This window comes from Kitasatospora sp. NPDC048540, assembly GCF_040651175.1.
Classification (GTDB): domain Bacteria; phylum Actinomycetota; class Actinomycetes; order Streptomycetales; family Streptomycetaceae; genus Kitasatospora.
The window spans coordinates 1-19,131 of record NZ_JBEZIR010000098.1 but is presented as its reverse complement, the minus strand read 5'-3'; the positions used below and the strand labels follow the sequence as shown (position 1 = coordinate 19,131).

Here is a 19,131-nt window from a genome sequence, read left to right as displayed (position 1 = left end):
GCCATCGCTGCGAGCCGGTGCTCGCCCTGGGCGGTGTGGGCGGTTCCCGCGGCCAGCACGGTCGTTCGCAGAACCGCGGGGACCTTCTCCTGGCCTTGGCGCCACGCAGTGCGGACCCTTCCGCGGCGGCGGCAGCCTCGGCCTCACGGATCTGCTAAAGGGCCTCGGCGGTGTGAGGGTGTCGGCCTGCACCCAGATCTGCTGGGCCTCGCGGTCGGCGGATTGGACGGTGCGCTCGGTGTCCGCCTCGGCCCGGGTCAGACCTTGCGGTCGTAGGCCACCGTGACCGGTGCGTGGTCTGACCAGCGCTCGGGGTGGGTGGCGGCGCGTTCGACGTGGGCCTCGGCGGCCATGGCGGCCAGGCCCGGGGTGGCCATCTGGTAGTCGATGCGCCAGCCGGCGTCGTTGTCGAAGGCGCGGCCGCGGTAGGACCACCAGGAGTACGGGCCGGGCTGGTCGGGGTGGAGGGCGCGGACCACGTCGACGTAGCCGGTCTCGTCGAGGACCCGGGTCAGCCAGGCGCGCTCCTCGGGAAGGAAGCCGGCGTTCTTCTGGTTGGTCTTCCAGTTCTTGAGGTCGTCCTCGCGGTGGGCGATGTTCCAGTCGCCGCAGACCAGCACCTCGCGCCCCTCGGCGGCGGCGTCGGCCCGCAGCTGGGCGAGGTGGACGATGAACTCCGCCATGAAGCGTTCCTTCTCGTCCTGGCGTTCGGTGCCGACCTCGCCGGACGGGAGGTAGAGGCTGGCGACGGTCAGCCCAGGCAGGTCGATCCGGGCGTACCTGCCCGAGTTGTCGAACTCCTCGGAGCCGAATCCGATCACGGTCTGCTCCGGGACGCGCCGCGAGAGCACGGCGACCCCCGCCCGGCCCTTGGCGGCGGCCGGCGCCCACACCGCGTGCCAGCCCTCGAGCTCCAGCACCTCGGCGGGGATCTGCCCGGGCTCGGCCCGGACCTCCTGGAGGCACACCACCTCGGCCTTGGTGGCGGCCAGCCACTCGACCAGACCCTTCTTGGCGGCGGCCCGGATCCCGTTCACGTTCACTGTCGATACCACGATCACCCCGCGAGGGTACCGGACCGACGCGAACGACCCGGGCCCCTTCCGGGGTGCGGACGGCCGCCCGCAGGCCCCCGTCATTGGTCTTGACCATCTCGCGCGGCAAGCCCTAGGGTCACTTACTGCAAAGACCTTTAATAAAGAAGGACGGATAAAGCCCGCCCTCCCCACCTGCCGAAACACCGGGGAGGCCAGGGCGGCACTCCTTCAGGGTGGAGGACACGGTGGCTCAAGCGGTGGCTCAAGGACAGCTCGCGGCGGTGCCGGAGCCGAAGTACTGGCACCTTCGCACGGTGCTGGTCCGCACCATCGACGCCGAGTTCTCCACCGGCCAGATCCTGCCCAACGAGCGCGAGCTCGCGGCCCGCTTCGGCGTGGCCCGGGCCACCCTGCGCCAGGCCCTCGACCAGCTGGAGCTGGAGGGCCGGCTGGTCCGCCGCCGTGGCATCGGCACCCTGATCGCCGCCCCGCGGGCCGCCGTCCCGGTCAACAGCAGCGAGGAGGGCTGGCCCGGCACCGCTCGCACCCAGTCCTGGCGCGTCATCGACTGCGCGAGCGCCCCCGCGCCCGCCCAGCTGGCCGCCGCGCTCGGTGTCGCCGAGGGCGCGCTCGTACACACCGTGCGCCGGGTGCGGATGCTCCAGGGCGTGGCCGTTGCCACCGAGTCCCTGCACGTGCCGGACTCCGCGGTGCCGCGCCTGCCCGCGCTGCCGCACCTGGTCGGCGCCACCGGCGAGGCCGACCGGGCCCGTTCGGTGCTGCGCCAGCTGGAGCGGCTCGGGGTCGACGGCGAGTCCCGCTCGGTCGAGCTGGGCGTGGCCGAGGCCGAGCAGGCCGCACTGCTGGAGCGCCCGCCGGGCACCCCGGTGCTGGTGGTCACCACCCAGTACGCGGCCGGCGGCCGGCTGGTCGCGCTGGCCGTCTCCACCTACCGTGCCGACACCTGCAAGCTCACCTTCGGCGAGACCGGCCTGGTCGAGGTCACCCCGGTCCAGTCGGAGACCCCGGTCCGCTCCGCCTCCTGACCCGTCGCTGCCAACCGCCGCGCCCCGCCCCGGACTGTTCCGGGACGGGGCGCCGTCGTACCCCGGGCACACGAGCCCGGCTCGGCGGCAGCGGGTCAGCGGCCCTGGCCGGCCGGCGGGTCGACGGCGAACAGCTGCTCCTCGACGTGGTCCAGCGCCACCCGCAGCGCCCCCATCGCCACCACCTCCGAGCCGAGCGCGGCCGGCGCCACCTCGGGCGCCCGCAGGGTGAACAGCGCCAGCTGCTCGCGCAGCGGCTCCAGCACCCCGTCCAGCCCGGCCGCCCACCCGCCGACCACCACCAGCTGCGGATCCAGCGCCAGCACCAGCGCCGCCACGTCGTGCACCAGCCGCCGCAGGAACCGGTCGGTGGCCACCTGCGCCACCTCGTCGCCCTCGCGCGCGAGGCGCAGCACCCGGGCCACCGCGGCCTCGTCCAGCGGATCCAGCGGCTTGCCGGTGGTGGACAGCAGCCGCTCGGGGGTGGCCTCCTGGCCGAGCAGGTGCAGCGCGCCGATCTCGCCGGCCGCGCCGCCGTACCCGCGGTGCAGCCGGCCGTTGATCAGCGACCCGGCGCCGGGGCTCAGCCCCGCCATCACGAACACCACGTCGCCCTTGCCGACCGCCGCGCCCTTCCAGTGCTCCGCGATGGCGGCCAGGTTGGCGTCGTTCTCGATCACCACCGGGCAGCGGAACGAGCGGCGCAGCCGCGCCCCGATGTCCAGCCCGGTCCAGCCGGGCATCGCGGTGCCGAGCTGCACGGTGCCCTCGCGGTCGACGATGCCGGGGGTGCCGACGGCCACCGCCCACAGGCTGTCCCGGGAGATCCCGGCCTTGCGCAGCACCTCGGCGACCATCGTGCGGACCAGCCCGAGGCGTTCCTCCGCCTCCAGCGTCTCGTCCACCGGCCGGGCGTGGGTGCCCTGCACCTCGCCCGCCAGGTCGGCCAGCACGATCCGGATGTCGTGCACCCCGATCTCCACGCCCAGCACGTGCCCGGCCTCGGCCCGGAACCGGAACCAGCGCGCCGGGCGGCCCCGCTGACGGCCGCTCTCCTGGCTGTGCTCGACCTCGGCGACCAGGCCGGCCTCGAGCAGCCCCTCGATCACACCCTCCACCGTCGGCCGGGACAGGCCCGTGTCGCCGACCAGCTGGGTGAGCGTCACCGACTGCCCGTCCCGCAGCGCGCGCAGGGTGACCGCCGCGTTGATCCGACGCAGCAGCGAGGAGTCCCCTCCGGTGAGCCGATCCGCCAAGTCGCTGCCCTTCCGCTTCGCGCGACAGCCCTGGCGCGCGGTGCCGAGTGCGCGGTCCGCCCCGGTGCGGTGGTGTCGCTGCCGGGGATGCCGCGGGAGTCCGCCCCCGGCATGCACGGCACGTCGGCACGGCACGCCCGGAGGCACAGCCGGGAGCCTACTCGGCGGCCCTGCGCCCCGCGAGCGTTTCCGCAGCTCATAACGGCTTCGGTATCGAACCGGTAGGTATCCCGTGATCGCTCCGTGAGGTCGGGGACGCTCAGGGTGACCCCCCGGCCGGGGTCCGCGCCCGCCGCTCCCGGCCCGCGCGGGGCAGTTGGCGACCGGCGGGACGTACGGGACCGATCCGTGGGACGGGCGGGACCGGGCGGTGGCACCGGGGAGTACGGCGGAAACCGCTTTGCCACCATCCCGGCACCGAAACCACAATCGCGACCATGCCCCGAACCACCGACGACCACCCGGACCACTCGGATCACCCTGACCACCCGCCGCACCTGGGCGGCGACCCCGCCGTACCGGACGCCGTCGACCGGCTGCTCGCCGAACTCGACCCGCTCCCGCACCCGCTGCGCCTGCGTCACCTGGCCCGGACCGCCCACGCCCTCGCCGCCGCCGGCGGCCTGCCCGCCACACTGGCCGAACTCGACCGCCGGGGCCGGTACGGGCGACGGCTGGCCGCACTGGCCGCCGCGGACGGCCGCTGCACCCCGTACCTGGCCGGGCGGCTGGCCGACCCCGACGACGTGGTGCGCCGCTACGCTCGGCGCGCCCTGCGGCGCCCGGAGTTCCCGTCGGCCGCGATCGAGGCCGCGTACCGGGACGCCCCGGCACTGGTCCGCACCGAACTCGCCAGCGCGCTGCTCGCCGTCGGCCGGGCCGCCACGGCCGACCGGCTGGTGGAGCAGGCCCGCGAGTGGTGGGGAGAGCGCGACGCCGCCCGCCTGCTGCCCGCCTGCTCACCGGGAACCGCCGCCCGGCTGCTGCCCGGGCTGGCCCACGCCGTCCACCACTGGGGCCGGCTGGGCCGCTACCAGCCGCAGGCCGTCCTCGCCCTCGCCGAACGCGAACTCGCCCACCTGCCCGCCATCCTGAGGACCATGTGGTGGGAGCAGCGCGCCCACGGCGTGGCCGCCGCCTGCGCCGCCGACCCTCACCGGGTGCTCGCCCTGCTCGAACGGTACGGCCCCGGCCAGCTCGCCGGACCGTTCCGGTGGCAGCTCGCCACCCTGGCCGCGGCCGACGCCGAACGCACCGTCCGCCTCCTGACCGGCCCTCACCCCGGCACCGACCTGCTTCCGCTGCACCTGGAACCGGCGGCGCTGCGCAGGCTGGCCGCGGCCGACCCGCCGTCCCTGCCCGCCCTCGGCCGCCGGTGGCTGGACCACCCCGACCGGCTGGCCGCGCTGCTCGGCGCGCTGCCGCCGCACCGGCGCGCCGCCTGCTACGACGCCGTCACCGCCGACGCCGGACCCGACGGCCCGCACCGCACCGCGCAGGTCCTGGCCACGCTGCCGTCCGAACGCCGCCACACCGAGGCCCGCCGCCGGGCGGCCCGGGCCCGCGCCGAGTCCTGGTCGGCGGCCGAGCGGCTGGCGACGCTGGCCCTGCTCCCGGCCGGCGAGGCCGGGCCCGCGCTGCTGGCCGCCACCCGGGCACCCGAACCCGTGACCCGGGCGGCGGCCTGGCGCGGCCTGGCCGCCAACGCCGGGTACACGCGTGACGACGACGCCCGCCGAACCCTCCTCGCTGAGATGGCCGCCCGGCTGCCCAAGGAGCGCGACCGGATCCGGACGGAGGCCCTGGAGGCGTTGGTACGCCTCGCCCGCCGCACGGCACCCTTCACCGCCGCGGACACCGACCCGCTCGACCGCATCGCCCGGGACGTCCTGGCGGCCCCCGACAGCTCCGACGCCTCCCGTACCGCGCTGCGGGACCTCGCCGTCACGGTGATCACGGCCGGCACGCTGATCGCGGCCGACAGCCCGGCGGGCGACCGGTCGCCGCTCGGCTGGGCCGCCCGTACGCTCGCCGAGCTCGCCGCGGGCCCCGGACCGGTCGGACTCGGACACCTCGACCGCACCCTGCGCAGGGGCCGGGAACAGCTGGTCCTCACGGCCCTGCGGCCCCGGCTGGGGACCGACCCCGGCCGACGGCTGCTGTTCGCGCTCACCGACGCCCTCGGCCGCCGCTCCCACCGGCTGCCCGAACTCCAGGACCTGCTGGCGGCGGCGGTGCGCGACGGCGACGACGAGACGTTCCGGGCCGCCGCGCGGCGGTGGCTGGCGGCACCGGCCACCAGGTCCGGGCGCGTCGCCGAGCTGCTCGCCCGGGAGCCCTCCGCGATCGTGCTGCCCGAGGTCCTGGCGGAGGTCACCGCCCGCCGCACCGACCTGCTGGACCCGCTGCTCGGCGATGCCCCGCCCGTCAGACGGTTCCTGCCGGACCCCGCCCGTCGGCCACACCTCGGCCCGCGCCACGCCGACCGTCTGCCGCCCCGCCGGCAGCAGGCCGCCGTCCGGCTCGCCCGGACCGTCGCCGAGGACGTCTCCCGGACGCAGCGCGAACGGGCCGACGCCCTGCGTACCGCCGCGGCCTGCCCCGACCACGGCCGCGCCCTGCTGCTGGAGTTCGCCGGATCGTCGGACCTGATGCGGCCCGGGACCGCGCTGGCCGGGATCGCGCTGGCCGGACTCGCCGCGACCGGCGACCCGGCCGCAGCCCTCGCCGGGCTGGCCGCCCACACCGACGACGATGCCCGGGCCCGGGCCGCCGGCCACGCGGCCGACCGGATCGCCGCCCGCACACCGGCAGGTCAACTCGCCTTCACGCTGGACGAGTTGACAGCGGCGATCGGCAAGGAAGAGGTCGCCGCCCGCAAGCAGGCGGTCCGGCTGTACGCCCGGTACCTGCCGCCGGACCGGGCGGCGGCCGCGCTGGCCGACGCCTATCGCGTACCCGGGCAGCACCCCGATGTCCTGAGCCTCATCGTGCGCCGGGCCGTCGGGCTGCTCGGCACCGAGCCGGTCCGGGACCTGCTGGCGGAGGCCGCCGCCACCGGGACACCCCGGGTGCGGCTGGCGCTGCTCACCGACGACCCACTCGGCCTGCCCGAGGCCCACCGGCCGTACTACGCCCGGCTGGTGGCCGGGCTGGCCGGCGGGCGACCGGGTGAGGAGGGCGAGAGCGTCCGGCACGCCGCGGTCTGGGCGATGCGGCACTGGGCCGGCTACGCGCCGGAGACCGCCGACGTCGTCCGGCACGCGGTCACCGACCTGTCCAGCCGGTCGGGTTGGCAGTCCGCGGCGCTCGTCCTCGGCGGCCTCGCCGACTCCGGACAACCCCACCCGCTCGGTGGTGCAGCCCCCGGCAGCCTCCTGCACCGCACCCTCGCCGAGCTGGCCGCCGCCACCCTCGCCCCGGGCGGGCCGGAGGAGACCGGCCGCGACCTGCCGGCCCTGCGGCGCCTCGACCACCTGGTCGAGCAGGGGATACGCCGCCCCGAGATCCTGACGGCGGCCGCCGAGCACCTCGCGCACGACCCCGAACTCCTGCCCGCACGCGTCACCCTGCTCCGCCGGGCCGTCGACCCGCACGCCGCCCTCCCCGACCTGACCCGCGCCCTGGGCGCGCTGGCCGCCGCCCACGCGGGCCGTCCGGCACTGGCCGCCGAGAGCGCCCGTCAACTCGCCGCCCACCTCGGCCACCACGCACCCTGGCCCGATCCGGACGCCGTGCTCGCCGCGGCCGAGCGGCTCACCGCCGACGGCGGACTCGCCGCGGGCCTGCTGGCGACCGCCGTGATCGAGGCTTGCGCGACCGTCTCCGGCCTGTCGCCGCACTGGCGTGCCGCGCTGCACACGCTTCGCCGCCACCCCGTCCCCGACGTCCGCTTCGCAGCCAGGAAGGTGTACGCCGCCGCCGACTGACCCGCCCGGCCCGCCCGTCGGTCTGCCACGCGGCCGCCCGCAGCCGCGCGGGAGACCGACGGCCGGGCCGTATGCTGCGGAGATGCCGAACGAGCTTCGCACCTCCCCCCGGATCGACGCAGTGATGTCCGAAGCGATGATGTCCGACGCGGCCTTCGTCCGGGCGCACACCCGCCCGACCCCCGTCCCGTTCGTCCCCGAGGTCGGCCTGCACATGGCCGACGACGCCATCACCCTGTGGGAGACCACCGAGTCGGCGCGCGGCGAGATCGGTCTGCCGCCACCGTTCTGGGCCTTCGCCTGGGCCGGCGGCGTCGCGGTCGCCCGGTACGTCCTCGACCACCCCGAGCTGGTGGCCGGGCGCACCGTGCTCGACCTGGCCGCCGGGTCGGGGCTGATCGGGATCGCCGCCGCGCTGCGCGGCGCGCGGTCGGTCCGCGCCGCCGAGATCGACGCCTACGCCGTCGCCGCGATCGGCATCAACGCCGAGGCCAACGGCGTCCTGATCGACGCGGCCGCCGAGGACCTGCTCGACGGCGACGGCGGCCCGGCCGAGGTGGTGCTCGCGGGGGACGTCTTCTACGAACGGGCGATGGCCGCCCGGTTCCTGCCCTTCCTGGAACGCGCCCGGGCCAGGGGAGCCGTCGTGATCGTCGGCGACCCGGGCCGCGCCTACCTGCCCCGCGAACGCTTCACCGCACTGGCCGCCTACCAGGTCCCGGTGGTGGCCGACCTGGAGGACACCGCCCTCAAGGCCACCACCGTCTGGCAGCTCGCCGCCGCCCGCTGACGCCCTTCGGCCGACACCCGCCGCCGACACCCGTCGCGGGCGCCGTCCGGGTGGTGGAATTCCCCGGGCGGCGCGGGTCCCCGCTGGTAGACAGTGCGGCATGGCCGACACCGTGATCCGTACCGCCGTCCTCGACGACATCCCCGCGCTGCTGGCGTTCTGGGCCCGGGCCGCCGAGGGCACCAGCATCAGCGACGACCCGGCCGGGGTGGCCGCTCTGATCACCCGCGACCCGCAGGCGCTGCTGCTCGCCGAACACGACGGCGCCCTGGCCGGCACGGTGATCGCCGGGTTCGACGGGTGGCGCTGCCACCTCTACCGCCTCGCCGTCGACCCGGACCGGCGCCGCCGGGGCATCGGCGCGGCGCTGCTCGCCGCCGCCGAGGCCCGGTTCGAGGCGCTCGGCGGGCGGCGTGCCGACGCGATGGTCCTCGACCACAACGAACTCGGCCGCACCGCCTGGCGGGCCGCCGGGTACCGCCCCGAGGAGCAGTGGAGCCGCTGGGTCAAGCCGCTCGGCTGAGACCTGTCGCTGAACGGGCCGTCACTGGACGACCAGGGTGCCGTGCATGTTCGGGTGGATGGTGCAGATGTAGGCGTAACTACCGGGCTGGGACGGCGCGGTGATGGTGGCGGAGTCGCCGGGGCTCAGGACACCGGTGTCGAAGCCGCCGCCCGCGCTGGCGCTCAGCGTGTGCGAGGTGGAGTCCTGGTTGGTCACCGTGATCCGGGCGCCGGGCCCGACGGTGAGCGGCGTCGGGTTGAACGCGAAGTCCTTGATGGTGATGGACGCCGACCCGACCGGCCCCGAGGACGACGCGGAAGCCGAGGCGGAGGCCGACGCCGAGGCGGACGCCGAGCCGGACCCGGACGCCGAGGAACTCGGTCCGGACGAGCCCGCGGAACTCGCCGGAGCGCTGGCGGAACCGGACGTGGTGGTCGAACTCTTGCTGCTGGAACAGGCGGCCAGCAGCAGCGCCGCCGCACCGCCGCCGAAGCCCAGCAACAGCTGCCGCCGGGAGCGGATGGCATCCCCGATCATCGGACCTCGCTTCGTCACGTCCACCCGACCGGAACGGGCGGTAGACGGCCAGCGTCCGCCAGAACGGCCCGTCGGCCACGCGTACACACCAGGCCGGGCCGCACCGGTCACCGGGACGGCCGAGCGGACCGGCCGTACCCGCGGGTGCCGGACCGGGGGACGGCCGGGCCGGGGAGACCGGCCGCCCCACCGGGGATCGGGCGGCGCCGCGCGGACGGCGGGGACAGGGGGACCCCACCGGCCGCGCGGCACGAGACGGGCCACCCGGCCACCGCCGGTGCCTGCGCCTCACCTCTTTCAGCGCCGCGCCGCACGCCCGTGTCACACCCCGGCGAAAGATTTTTTCGAGCACCCGCGGTGACCGGGTGCCAGACGGCTGCGGGAGGTGTGAGAAGGCGGAGATCTGAGAAGGCGGCGACCGGCGCTGGACCGGGTGGCGACGGCACACCCCGGGCCCGGTGAAGACCGGGAGTCGCTGCTACCGCCGTGCGGTACGGGCTCCGTCCCAGGCACGGTCGTCCCAGGCACGGTCGACCCCGATGGGGTCCTACCGGCGCGAGGCGCTACCCGCACCCGTGCCGCGACCGCCCGCCGCAGGCGGCGGCACCGGCGCGGTGGCCGTGCCGCCGGCCGCGGCTACGGCAGCGGCGGGACGAAGCGGGCGGTGAAGGACAGGACGTCCCAGGCGCCGCCGAGTTCCGGGGCGAGGGCTGCGTGGGCCAAGGTGCGGAACGGGGCTCCGCCCTCGGCCGCCGCGCCCTGGGGGACGGCGCCGAGCAGGGGTGCCCCGGCGACGGCGGGGAGGTCGGCGAGGTTGCAACGGGCGGCGAGGTCGGGGTCGGTGGGCCAGGACCCGACCACCACACCGCGGACGGCGAGGCCGCGGGCGGACAGCGCCTCGGCGGTGAGCGCCGTGGTGTTCAGCGTGCCGAGGCCCGCCGCGGCGACCACCAGCACCTCGACGTCCAGGCCGAGCGCCCGGGTGGCGAGGGCCATGTCCGCCAGCGTGTGCCCGGCCTCGTCGTAGCGCACCAGCAGCCCGCCGGCGCCCTCGACCAGCACCGTGTCGTGTTCGGTGGCGAGCCCGGCCACGGCGTCGGCGACCTGGCGCGGGGCCAGTGTGCCGAGGCCGGCCCGGCGGGCGGCGGTGTCGGGGGCCAGTGGTTCCGGGTACCGGGCCAGTTCGCGGACGGTCACCTGTGGTCCGGCCAGCCGCTGTACCTCGGCCGCGTCACCGGGCTCGCCGGGTGCCACACCGGTCTGACCGGGCTTCAGGACGGCGACCCGGGGCCCGGCCAGGGCGGCGACGGCCGCGGTGACCACGGTCTTGCCGACCTCGGTGCCGGTGCCGGTGATGAACAGGACGCTCATCCGGCCACCGCCGCGGCGGTCACGGCGGCCGTGATCCGGGCCAGGTCCGCGTCGTCGGTGATGTACGGCGGCATGGTGTACACGAGGTCGCGGAAGGGCCGCAGCCAGACGCCCTCGCGGGCCGCGGCCTCGGTGGCGGCCCGCAGGTCGACCGGGTGGTCGAGCTGGACGACCCCGATCGCCCCGAGCACCCGGACGTCCCGGACCCCGGGCGCGTCTGCCGCCGAGGCCAGGCCGTCGCGCAGCCCGGTCTCGATCCGCTTGACCTCCACCCGCCAGTCCTGGCCGAGCAGCAGGTCGATGGAGGCGCCGGCGACCGCGGCGGCCAGCGGGTTGCCCATGAACGTCGGGCCGTGGGCCAGTACCGGCACCTCGCCGCGGCTGATGCCGTCGGCGACCTTGCCCGTGCACAGGGCGGCGGCCATCGTCAGGTAGCCGCCGGTGAGCGCCTTGCCGAGGCACAGCACGTCCGGCGAGATCTGCGCGTGGTCCGCGGCGAACAGTTCGCCGGTGCGGCCGAAGCCGGTGGCGATCTCGTCGAGGATCAGCAGCACGTCGTACCGGTCGCACAGTTCGCGCAGCAGCCGCAGGTACGCGGGGGAGTGGAAGCGCATCCCGCCCGCGCCCTGTACCACCGGTTCGACGATCACGGCGGCCAGTTCACCGGCGTGACGCTCGATCAGGTCGGCCAGTTCGGCCGCGTACGCCTCGTCGAGCGGGGCGTCGAAGCCGGCCGGCGGCTCGGCCGCGAACAGCTGGTCGGGCAGCACCCCGCCCCACAGGTGGTGCATCCCGCCCTCGGGGTCGCACACCGACATCGGGTGGAAGGTGTCGCCGTGGTAGCCGCCGCGCCAGGTCAGCAGGCGGCGCTTGGCCGGCCGGCCGAGCGACTTCCAGTACTGCAGGCACATCTTCATGGCGACCTCGACCGCCACCGACCCGGAGTCGGCGAGGAAGACGTGCTGCAGCGGCTCGGGGGTGATCTCCACCAGCCGTGCGGCCAGCCGCACGGCGGGCTCGTGGGTGAGCCCGCCGAACATCACGTGGCTCATCCGGCCGAGCTGGTCACGCACCGCCTCGTCCAGCACCGGGTGCCGGTAGCCGTGGATCGCCGCCCACCAGGACGACATCCCGTCGATCAGCTCCCGCCGCCCGCCGGCCTCCTCGGCCAGCCGCAGCCGGACGCCCGACGCGGACTCCACCAGGTACGGCGTGCTGGTGCCCGGCATCGGACCGTACGGGTGCCAGACGTGCGCCCGGTCGAGGCCGAGCAGTTGCTGCGCGTGGGTCGCGGGTGCGTGTGTCACCGGTCCGGACCTCAGGCGTTCGGGGCCAGTTCGGTGCCGGCGCCGCGGCGGCGGACCTTCACCAGGTCGCTGCGCAGTTCGCCGTTGCCGTCCGCCTCGCCGGCCGTGGCCGAAGCCGTGACGGGCTCGGCGGCCTCGGTGGGCTCGGCGTGGGCGTGGCCGCCGCAGGGGCCGCAGCCGCCGCCGGTGCCGCAGGAGCCGGCCGCCGGGTCGGCGGTGGCGGCCGAGCCGCAGCCGCCGGTGACCTGCGAGCGGTGCTGCGGCAGGGTCACCTCGCCGGCGCCCTCGACGGTGAAGCCGGCGTCCTTGATCATGTCGAGGTCGGCCTGGCCGGCCTGGCCCTCGCTGGTCAGGTAGTCGCCGAGGAAGATGGAGTTGGCGATGTGCAGGCCGAGCGGCTGCATCGAGCGCAGGTGGACCTCGCGGCCGCCGGCGATCCGCACCTCGATGTCGGGGCAGACGAACCGGACCATCGCGAGGATCCGCAGGCAGCGCTGCGGGGTGAGGTTCCACTCCTCCGCCAGCGGGGTGCCCTCGAACGGGATCAGGAAGTTGACCGGCACCGAGTCCGGGTCCAGCTCGCGCAGCGCGTACACCACGTCGACCAGGTCCTCGTCGCTCTCGCCCATGCCCGCGATCAGGCCGGAGCAGGCCGAAAGGCCCGCACCGTGCGCCTTGTTCACGGTGTCCACCCGGTCCGCGTAGGTGTGGGTGGTGGTGATCTCGCCGTACGTGCCCTCGGAGGTGTTGAGGTTGTGGTTGTACGCGTCGGCGCCGGCCGCGCGCAGCCGCTCGGCCTGGTTGTCGGAGAGCAGGCCGAGGCAGGCGCAGATCTCGACGTTCTCGTTGGCGCCCTTGATGGCCGAGATGGTGTCGGCGACCCGGTCGATGTCCCGGTCCGTCGGGCCGCGGCCGCTGGCCACCAGGCAGACCCGCTTGGCGCCGCCGGCCAGACCCGCGGCGGCCGCCTCGGCGGCCTGGTCGGGCTTGAGCCAGGTGTACTTGAGGATCTCCGCCTTCGAGCCGAGCCGCTGCGAACAGTAGGAGCAGTCCTCGGGGCACAGGCCGCTCTTGAGGTTCACCAGGTAGTTGAGCTTGACCCGGCGGCCGAACCACTGCCGGCGGACCCGCCCGGCGGCTGCGACCACGTCCAGCAGCTCGTCGTCGGTGGTGGCGAGGACGGCCAGGGCTTCCTCGCGGGTGGGGAGTTCCCGGCGAAGGCCCTTGGCGGTGAGGGTGTCGAGCAGATCCATGCGCCTGATCCTGCCTGGGGGACCTCGCGTTTCGCCAGAGGGAACCCGCCAGAAGATCCGCTCCGGGGTGTGCGAGTTGTCACAGTGCGGATGCCGCGCGTAGTGGCGGGCGTCACGTGGGTGCCGCCCGGCCCCGCGCCCAGCACACGGACGGGGCGCGCGGGCCCGATCGCGCGCCGTCGATCCGGGCCCATGATCCGATCAGAATTCCGGACTGCTTAGAATCTGCGCCATGACCACGCAGGGGGAGTCCACCCCGCCACCGGCAGCCCACCAGCACCAACCGGCACCCGCCCACAGCCGGGGACCGCGGGTGACCCCGCGCCGGATCCTGCTCTGGGTGGTCCTCGCCGGCCTCGCCGCCAGCGGCAGCTGGGTGGTCACCCGGCCGAACCCGGGCGACCTGGTACCCGGCCTCGGCCCGACCAGCACCAGACCCAGCAGCGGCCCGCCGGTGCCCGGGGTGCTGCCCGCACCACCGCAGACCGAGGCCCAGTCCTTCACCGCCGAACGGTACTTCCCCGCCCCGCGCGGCCTCGACCTCGACGGCTACAAGGCCCGCCGCTCCAACGCCGGCCAGGGCGCCGACTGCGCCGACACCGTCCAGGACAAGGCCCATGACCCGCTGCGCGACACCGGCTGCCAGGGCTACCTGCTGGTCGCCTTCACCCGCCTCGACCAGCAGGTCACCAGCAGCGTGACGGTGCTGCGCTACGCCGACGAGGCGAGCGCCCGCAAGGCCGAGGCCGCGGTCCGCGAGGGCGCCGCCGCCCTGCTCTTCCTCCCGCCGGAGGGCACCGCCCCCGCCACCGCGCCGAGCCCCTCCGCCTCGGCCGCCAAGCAGCCGGTCACCACCCGCAAGGTGGCCGTGGTCGGCCACTACCTGACGGTCACCGTCTCCCGCTTCGCCGACCAGCGCACCACCGTCCCCGAGACGGACCACGCGCTGGACGAGGCCACCCGCAACGTCAGCTACACCGCCGGGCTGCCCTTCGTCTGGATGTGAGCCCACGCCCCGTACGGCACGGCCGAGCCCCGGACCACCGCGGTCCGGGGCTCGGCCGTGTCCGGCGCGCCGCGCTCAGCCGTCCAGCCGGTTGACTGCCGTTACCCGCAGCACCGCCCGGCCCTCCTCGTCGGAGCCGTACAGGTCGACCTCGGCGCTGATGCCCCAGTCGTGGTGCTTCTCCGGGTCCTCGAAGATCTGCCGGACCCGCCAGGAGCCCTCCTCCGGGTCCTCCTCGATCAGCAGCATCCGCGGCCCGCGGGCGTCCGGCCCGGTGCCCAGGTCGTCGTACTCCTCCCAGTACCCGTCCATCGCGTCCGCCCAGCGGTCGGCGTCCCAGCCGTACTCGCCGTCCAGCTCGCCGAGTTCGCGGTAGTTCTCCAGTGCGGCCAGCTCGACCCGGCGGAACATCTCGTTGCGCACCAGGACGCGGAAGGCACGGGCGTTGGCGGTCACCGGGGCCGGCTTGTCGTCGAGGCGGACCTCGGGGGCCTGCGGGTCGGTCGGGTTGGCCAGCTGCTCCCACTCGTCCAGCAGCGAGGAGTCGACCTGGCGGACCAGCTCGCCGAGCCAGGCGATGACGTCCTTGAGGTCGTCGGTCTTGATGTCCTCGGGGACGGTCTGCTCCAGCGCCTTGAACGCGCCCGCCAGGTAGCGCAGCACGATGCCCTCGGTGCGCGCCAGGTCGTAGTGGCCGACGTAGTCGGTGAAGGTCATCGCCCGCTCGTACAGGTCGCGGACCACCGACTTCGGCTGCAGCGGGTGGTCGCCGATCCACGGGTGCGCCCGCCGGTAGACGTCGTACGCGTGGCCGAGCAGCTCCTCCAGCGGCTTCGGGTAGGTGATCTCCTGGAGCCGCTCCATCCGCTCCTCGTACTCGACGCCGTCGCGCTTCATCTCGCCGATCGCCTCGCCGCGCGCCTTGTTCTGCTGCGAGGCGAGGATCTGCCGCGGGTCGTCGAGCGTCGCCTCGACCACCGAGACCACGTCCATCGCGTACGAGGGCGAGGTCGGGTCGAGCAGCTCGAAGGCGGCCAGCGCGAAGGTGGAGAGCGCCTGGTTGAGCGCGAAGTTCTCCTGGAGGTCCATGGTGAGGCGCACGATCCGGCCCTCGGCGTCCGGCTCCGGCAGCCGCTCGACCACGCCGCCGTCCAGCAGCGAACGGTAGATCGCGATGGCGTTGCGGATGTGGCGGCGCTGGGCGGAGCGCTCCTCGTGGTTGTCGGTGAGCAGCTTGCGCATCGCCTCGAAGGCGTTGCCCGGGCGGCCGATCACCGAGAGCAGCATCGCGTGGCTGACCTTGAACCGGGAGACCAGCGGCTCCGGGTCGGCGGCGATCAGCTTCTCGAAGCCCTCCTCGGTCCAGCCGACGAAACCTTCCGGCGCCTTCTTCCGGACCACCTTGCGCTTCTTCTTCGGGTCGTCACCGGCCTTGGCGACGGCCTTCTCGTTCTCGATCACGTGCTCCGGCGCCTGCGCCACCACCTGGCCGACGGTGTCGAACCCGGCCCGGCCGGCCCGCCCGGCGATCTGGTGGAACTCCCGCGCCCGCAGGGTCCGCACCCGGATGCCGTCGTACTTGGACAGCGCCGTGAACAGCACCGTGCGGATCGGCACGTTGACGCCGACGCCCAGGGTGTCCGTCCCGCAGATCACCTTCAGCAGACCGGCCTGCGCGAGCCGCTCCACCAGCCGGCGGTACTTGGGCAGCATGCCGGCGTGGTGCACGCCGATGCCGTGCCGCACGTACCGGGACAGGTTGCGGCCGAACTTGGTGGTGAACCGGAAGCCGCCGATCAGGGCGGCGATGGCGTCCTTCTCCTCCTTCGAGCACATGTTGATGCTCATCAGGGACTGCGCCCGCTCCACCGCCTCCTTCTGCGTGAAGTGCACCACGTAGACCGGCGCCTGACCGGTCTTCAGCAGCTCCTCCAGGGTGTCGTGCAGGGTGGTGCGGCGGTACTCGTAGAACAGCGGGACCGGGCGGGTCGCCGAGCGGACCACCGTGGTCGGGCGGCCGGTACGGCGGGTCAGGTCCTCCTCGAAGCGGCGGACGTCGCCGAGCGTCGCCGACATCAGCAGGAACTGCACGTGCGGCAGCTCCAGGATCGGGATCTGCCAGGCCCAGCCGCGGTCCGGCTCGGCGTAGAAGTGGAACTCGTCCATCACGACCTGGCCGATGTCGGCCCGCTCGCCGTCGCGCAGCGCGATGTTGGCCAGCACCTCGGCGGTGCAGCAGATGATCGGCGCGGTCGGGTTGACGCTGGCGTCGCCCGTCATCATGCCGACCTGGTCGGTGCCGAAGATCTTGCACAGGTCGAAGAACTTCTCCGAGACCAGCGCCTTGATCGGCGCGGTGTAGAAGGTCCGCTTGCCCTCGGCCAGCGCGGCGAAGTGCGCACCCGCCGCCACCAGGCTCTTCCCGGAGCCGGTCGGGGTCGCCAGGATGACGTTGTTCCCGGAGACCAGCTCGATCAGCGCCTCCTCCTGGGCCGGGTACAGCGTGATACCGCGCTCGGCCGTCCATTCGGCGAAGGTCTCGTAGAGGGCGTCGGGCGTGGCGGGCTTCGGCATCAGGTCCAGGAGGGTCACCGGCCTATCTTGCCTGCTCGGGATCACCCCGGGCAAAGCCTGGACGCGCCCGGGCAGCCGGGCGCCCGGGCGGCCCGGAGGTTCAGGCGGGCCGCCAGCCGCCGGGCTCGACACCACCGGGGACGACCGACGCGGGACCGTACGGCTCCCGGGTCAGCACGAAGCTCCCCAGGTCGAGGTGGACCGGTGAGCCGTCGGCGGCCCGGACCACCCGCAGGGTCTCCCCGGCGTAGTAGCCGTCCAGGCCGGTCCAGGTGCCGTCCGGGCCGGGCCGGAAGCGGCTGCCGGGGCCGCCCGGTGCGGCGAGCGGCACCAGCTCCAGCGCCCGCTCGGCGCGCAGCCGCAGGGTGAAGCCCTGCGGACCCCAGTACCAGGGGCCGGTCAGGGCCAGCAGGGACTCGTCGAGATCGGCCAGCGGCCGCCACGGGCGCGGCATCGGCGGCTCGTGCTCCGCCACGATGGCGATCAGGTCGGCGGCGAGCGCGGCCGGGCTCGGCGTGCCCGAGGTGGAGTTGGCGAGCGCGACGGCGGCCACCCCCTCCCGCTCGCCGACCCACAGGCCCGCCCGGAAGCCGGGCATCGAGCCGGTGTGCCCGAACAGCAGACCCCCGTCGCGGCGGCGCAGCTGCAGCCCGAGGCCGTACCCGGCGCTCCAGTCCTCCTCCGCGGGCGCCGCCGGGCGGCGCATCTCGGCGCGGGTCTCCGCGGCCAGGACCCGCGGGTCCCCGTCCGCCAGGAAGGCCGCCCAGCGGGCCAGGTCGGCGGCGGTCGACCAGAGCTGACCGGCCGGGGCCATCCGGCCGGTGTCGGTGAGCGGCTCGGGCAGCATCACGTCCGCCCAGGGGTGCACGGCGAAACCGCCGGCGTGCGGGGCCCGCGGCAGCAGGCTGGTCCGGGTCAGGCCGAGCGGATCGAGGACCTCCCGCGCCAGCACATCGCCCCAGGGCGCGCCGCGCAGCCGCTCCACCAGGGCGCCCAGCAGCGCGTAACCGGGGTTCGAGTAGTGGAAGCGACGGCCGCGGGGGTGCCGCAGCGGCTGCTCGTCCAGCAGGTCGGCCAGCTCCGGGCGGAGCGTGCCCTCGGTCCGCTCCCACCAGGGGCCGGGGGTCTCGGCGGCCAGTCCCGCGGTGTGCGAGAGCAGCTGCGCGACGGTGGCGTCACCGGCAGCGGTGCCCGGCAGGTGCCGCTCCAGCGGGTCGGCGAGGTCGAGCAGCCCCTCGTCGCGCAGCCGTAGCACCAGGACGGCGGCGAAGGTCTTGGTGATCGAACCGATCCGGTACTGCACGTCCGGGGTGGGCGCATGGTCGTCGATCATGCTCCGGGCGCCGGTCCACACCGTCCGACCGTCCCGCACCACGGCGCCCACCAGGGACGGGGTGCGGCCCTCCGCCTGGACCGTGGCCAGCCGGTGCAGCAGCGCGCGGCGGGTGGCGGGCAGCAGGTCGTCCGGCTGGTCGGTCATACGCACCTCGGTGTCTCGGACTGGTCGGCCTCGCCGATGCCAGGGCACCGGCGAGGCAAACCTAGCCGCGACCGTGCGGGTACGCCCCCGGATTTCCGCCGAAGCCGGTGGGGGGAAGGTGCCCCGGGGGCCGGTCGGGCCCTGCGCCGGCCTCCCGCCGGGCCCGCTCCGAGCGGGCGCGCTCGGCGGCCGCGGGCAACGAGCGGCGCCCCTGGCGCATCCGGTCCCGGATGCTCCCCGCCATCCTGGCGACCGTCTCGGCGCTGGAGCGCCGGCCGTCACCGACGTCCTCCCGGGGCAGGTCGAACACCGTCCCGCTGGGCAGACACCAGGTGCAGTTGGCCTCCTCGTCCAGCAGCCAGCCGTCCTCGCACCGGTCCGAGACCTCGCAGTCGGGCAACTCCACCAGCTGCACCGCGATGTCGTCGGCCCGCTCCAGCAGCTCGGGCGCGGACAGATGGGCGAACCGCTGGTACCAGCGCCGCTCGATCCGCTCCCGCAACTGCTCCGGGGTGCGCCGGCCGAGCTGGCGGACCACCGTGTTCCGGGCCGTGTGCGGGATGCCCCCGCGGCGCTCCAGCGCGATGCGCAGCGGCCGGGGGTAGTGACTGGTGACCCAGTCCACGGGGTTCGAGCCCGGGCCGACGTACGGGGTGGTCATGGTGTGCCTCCGGCGGTGATGCTGCCATCCATGGTCGCAGGGGCGCGGCCGTTCGCGACACCATCACCCGGACCGGTGGCTTCCCGGGGCCCGGGCGTGGTCCCCGGCCGACCACCGGGCCTGGGCGGCGCCGCCGGTCCGGGCGGGGTGGCTGCGCGGCTCAAGGGCTCTCTGGGGTGGTGGCGCGGGTCGGGGGAGCCCGTTCCCTCACCGGCTCAGCAAAGATCACGCAAAGCTTCGCAGGCGCCGCATTAATTCTGCCTGGAAGAGGTTTGACCACAGCCTAGGGTCTCCTTGGCATTCGCCCGTCTGTGCGGATTGTCGGTATCTGTTGATCCATCATGGGGAGTTTTTCGTGGGGGCTTGGCGAGCACGAACG

14 protein-coding genes are annotated in these 19,131 nt (G+C 75.0%); 5 read left to right on the top strand and 9 right to left on the bottom strand.

From position 1 onward, the window contains the following. Window positions 1-257 precede the first annotated feature (257 nt). Entirely contained in the window at window positions 258-1,061 is an 804-nt protein-coding gene (locus AB0D08_RS29695; RefSeq protein ID WP_359893168.1) for an exodeoxyribonuclease III, read from the bottom strand. Window positions 1,062-1,294: 233 nt separating this feature from the next. On the opposite strand from AB0D08_RS29695, the gene AB0D08_RS29690 reads away from it, so the two are divergent. After that, a complete protein-coding gene (locus AB0D08_RS29690; protein ID WP_033821428.1) occupies window positions 1,295-2,083 on the top strand; it encodes a GntR family transcriptional regulator in 789 nt (262 codons plus the stop codon). Window positions 2,084-2,178: 95 nt separating this feature from the next. On the opposite strand, the gene AB0D08_RS29685 is transcribed toward AB0D08_RS29690, so the two are convergent. After that, entirely contained in the window at window positions 2,179-3,339 is a 1,161-nt protein-coding gene (locus AB0D08_RS29685) for an ROK family protein (RefSeq protein ID WP_033821429.1), read from the bottom strand. 437 nt (window positions 3,340-3,776) lie between these two features. Here AB0D08_RS29685 and AB0D08_RS29680 point away from each other — a divergent pair, with 437 nt between their 5' ends. From AB0D08_RS29680 to AB0D08_RS29670, 3 genes are all read left to right on the top strand, one after another. Beyond that, window positions 3,777-7,268 carry a hypothetical protein gene (locus tag AB0D08_RS29680; RefSeq protein WP_359893165.1) on the top strand — a complete coding sequence of 1,164 codons (3,492 nt, stop codon included), beginning with the start codon at window positions 3,777-3,779 and terminating at the stop codon, window positions 7,266-7,268. An 82-nt stretch (window positions 7,269-7,350) separates the two neighbouring features. Then, a complete protein-coding gene (locus AB0D08_RS29675) occupies window positions 7,351-8,058 on the top strand; it encodes a 50S ribosomal protein L11 methyltransferase (protein WP_359893162.1) in 708 nt (235 codons plus the stop codon). 100 nt (window positions 8,059-8,158) lie between these two features. Further along, entirely contained in the window at window positions 8,159-8,581 is a 423-nt protein-coding gene (locus tag AB0D08_RS29670; protein ID WP_359893159.1) for a GNAT family N-acetyltransferase, read from the top strand. 21 nt (window positions 8,582-8,602) lie between these two features. Here AB0D08_RS29670 and AB0D08_RS29665 read toward each other — a convergent pair whose 3' ends face one another. The 4 genes from AB0D08_RS29665 to bioB all read right to left on the bottom strand — a co-directional run bounded on the left by AB0D08_RS29665 (window position 8,603) and on the right by bioB (window position 13,031). Continuing rightward, window positions 8,603-9,100: a cupredoxin domain-containing protein gene (locus tag AB0D08_RS29665; protein WP_359893156.1), complete on the bottom strand. Its 498-nt coding sequence runs from the start codon at window positions 9,098-9,100 to the stop codon at window positions 8,603-8,605. A gap of 636 nt (window positions 9,101-9,736) precedes the next feature. After that, complete coding sequence (gene bioD, locus AB0D08_RS29660) at window positions 9,737-10,471, bottom strand: dethiobiotin synthase (protein ID WP_033818662.1); 735 nt, start codon at window positions 10,469-10,471, stop codon at window positions 9,737-9,739. Beyond that, on the bottom strand, window positions 10,468-11,778 hold the full coding sequence (locus AB0D08_RS29655; RefSeq protein ID WP_359893153.1) for an adenosylmethionine--8-amino-7-oxononanoate transaminase: 1,311 nt from the start codon (window positions 11,776-11,778) through the stop codon (window positions 10,468-10,470). The genes bioD and AB0D08_RS29655 overlap by 4 nt, the downstream gene beginning before the upstream one ends. 11 nt (window positions 11,779-11,789) lie before the next feature. Beyond that, window positions 11,790-13,031, bottom strand: a complete 1,242-nt coding sequence (gene bioB / locus AB0D08_RS29650) for a biotin synthase BioB (RefSeq protein WP_033818665.1) — start codon at window positions 13,029-13,031, stop codon at window positions 11,790-11,792. A 232-nt stretch (window positions 13,032-13,263) separates the two neighbouring features. Between bioB and AB0D08_RS29645 the strand changes: the two genes are divergently transcribed. Further along, window positions 13,264-14,037: a hypothetical protein gene (locus AB0D08_RS29645; protein ID WP_359893150.1), complete on the top strand. Its 774-nt coding sequence runs from the start codon at window positions 13,264-13,266 to the stop codon at window positions 14,035-14,037. 75 nt (window positions 14,038-14,112) lie between these two features. On the opposite strand, the gene AB0D08_RS29640 is transcribed toward AB0D08_RS29645, so the two are convergent. The 3 genes from AB0D08_RS29640 to AB0D08_RS29630 all read right to left on the bottom strand — a co-directional run bounded on the left by AB0D08_RS29640 (window position 14,113) and on the right by AB0D08_RS29630 (window position 18,752). Beyond that, the gene (locus AB0D08_RS29640) at window positions 14,113-16,629 is read right to left on the bottom strand and encodes a DEAD/DEAH box helicase (RefSeq protein ID WP_033818145.1); all 2,517 of its coding nucleotides are present in this window, start codon (window positions 16,627-16,629) and stop codon (window positions 14,113-14,115) included. Window positions 16,630-16,711: 82 nt separating this feature from the next. Beyond that, window positions 16,712-18,091 (bottom strand): serine hydrolase domain-containing protein, encoded by a 1,380-nt coding sequence (locus AB0D08_RS29635; RefSeq protein WP_359893148.1) that lies wholly within the window; start codon window positions 18,089-18,091, stop codon window positions 16,712-16,714. A gap of 61 nt (window positions 18,092-18,152) precedes the next feature. Then, a complete protein-coding gene (locus AB0D08_RS29630) occupies window positions 18,153-18,752 on the bottom strand; it encodes a hypothetical protein (protein WP_033818143.1) in 600 nt (199 codons plus the stop codon). Window positions 18,753-19,131: the final 379 nt, after the last annotated feature.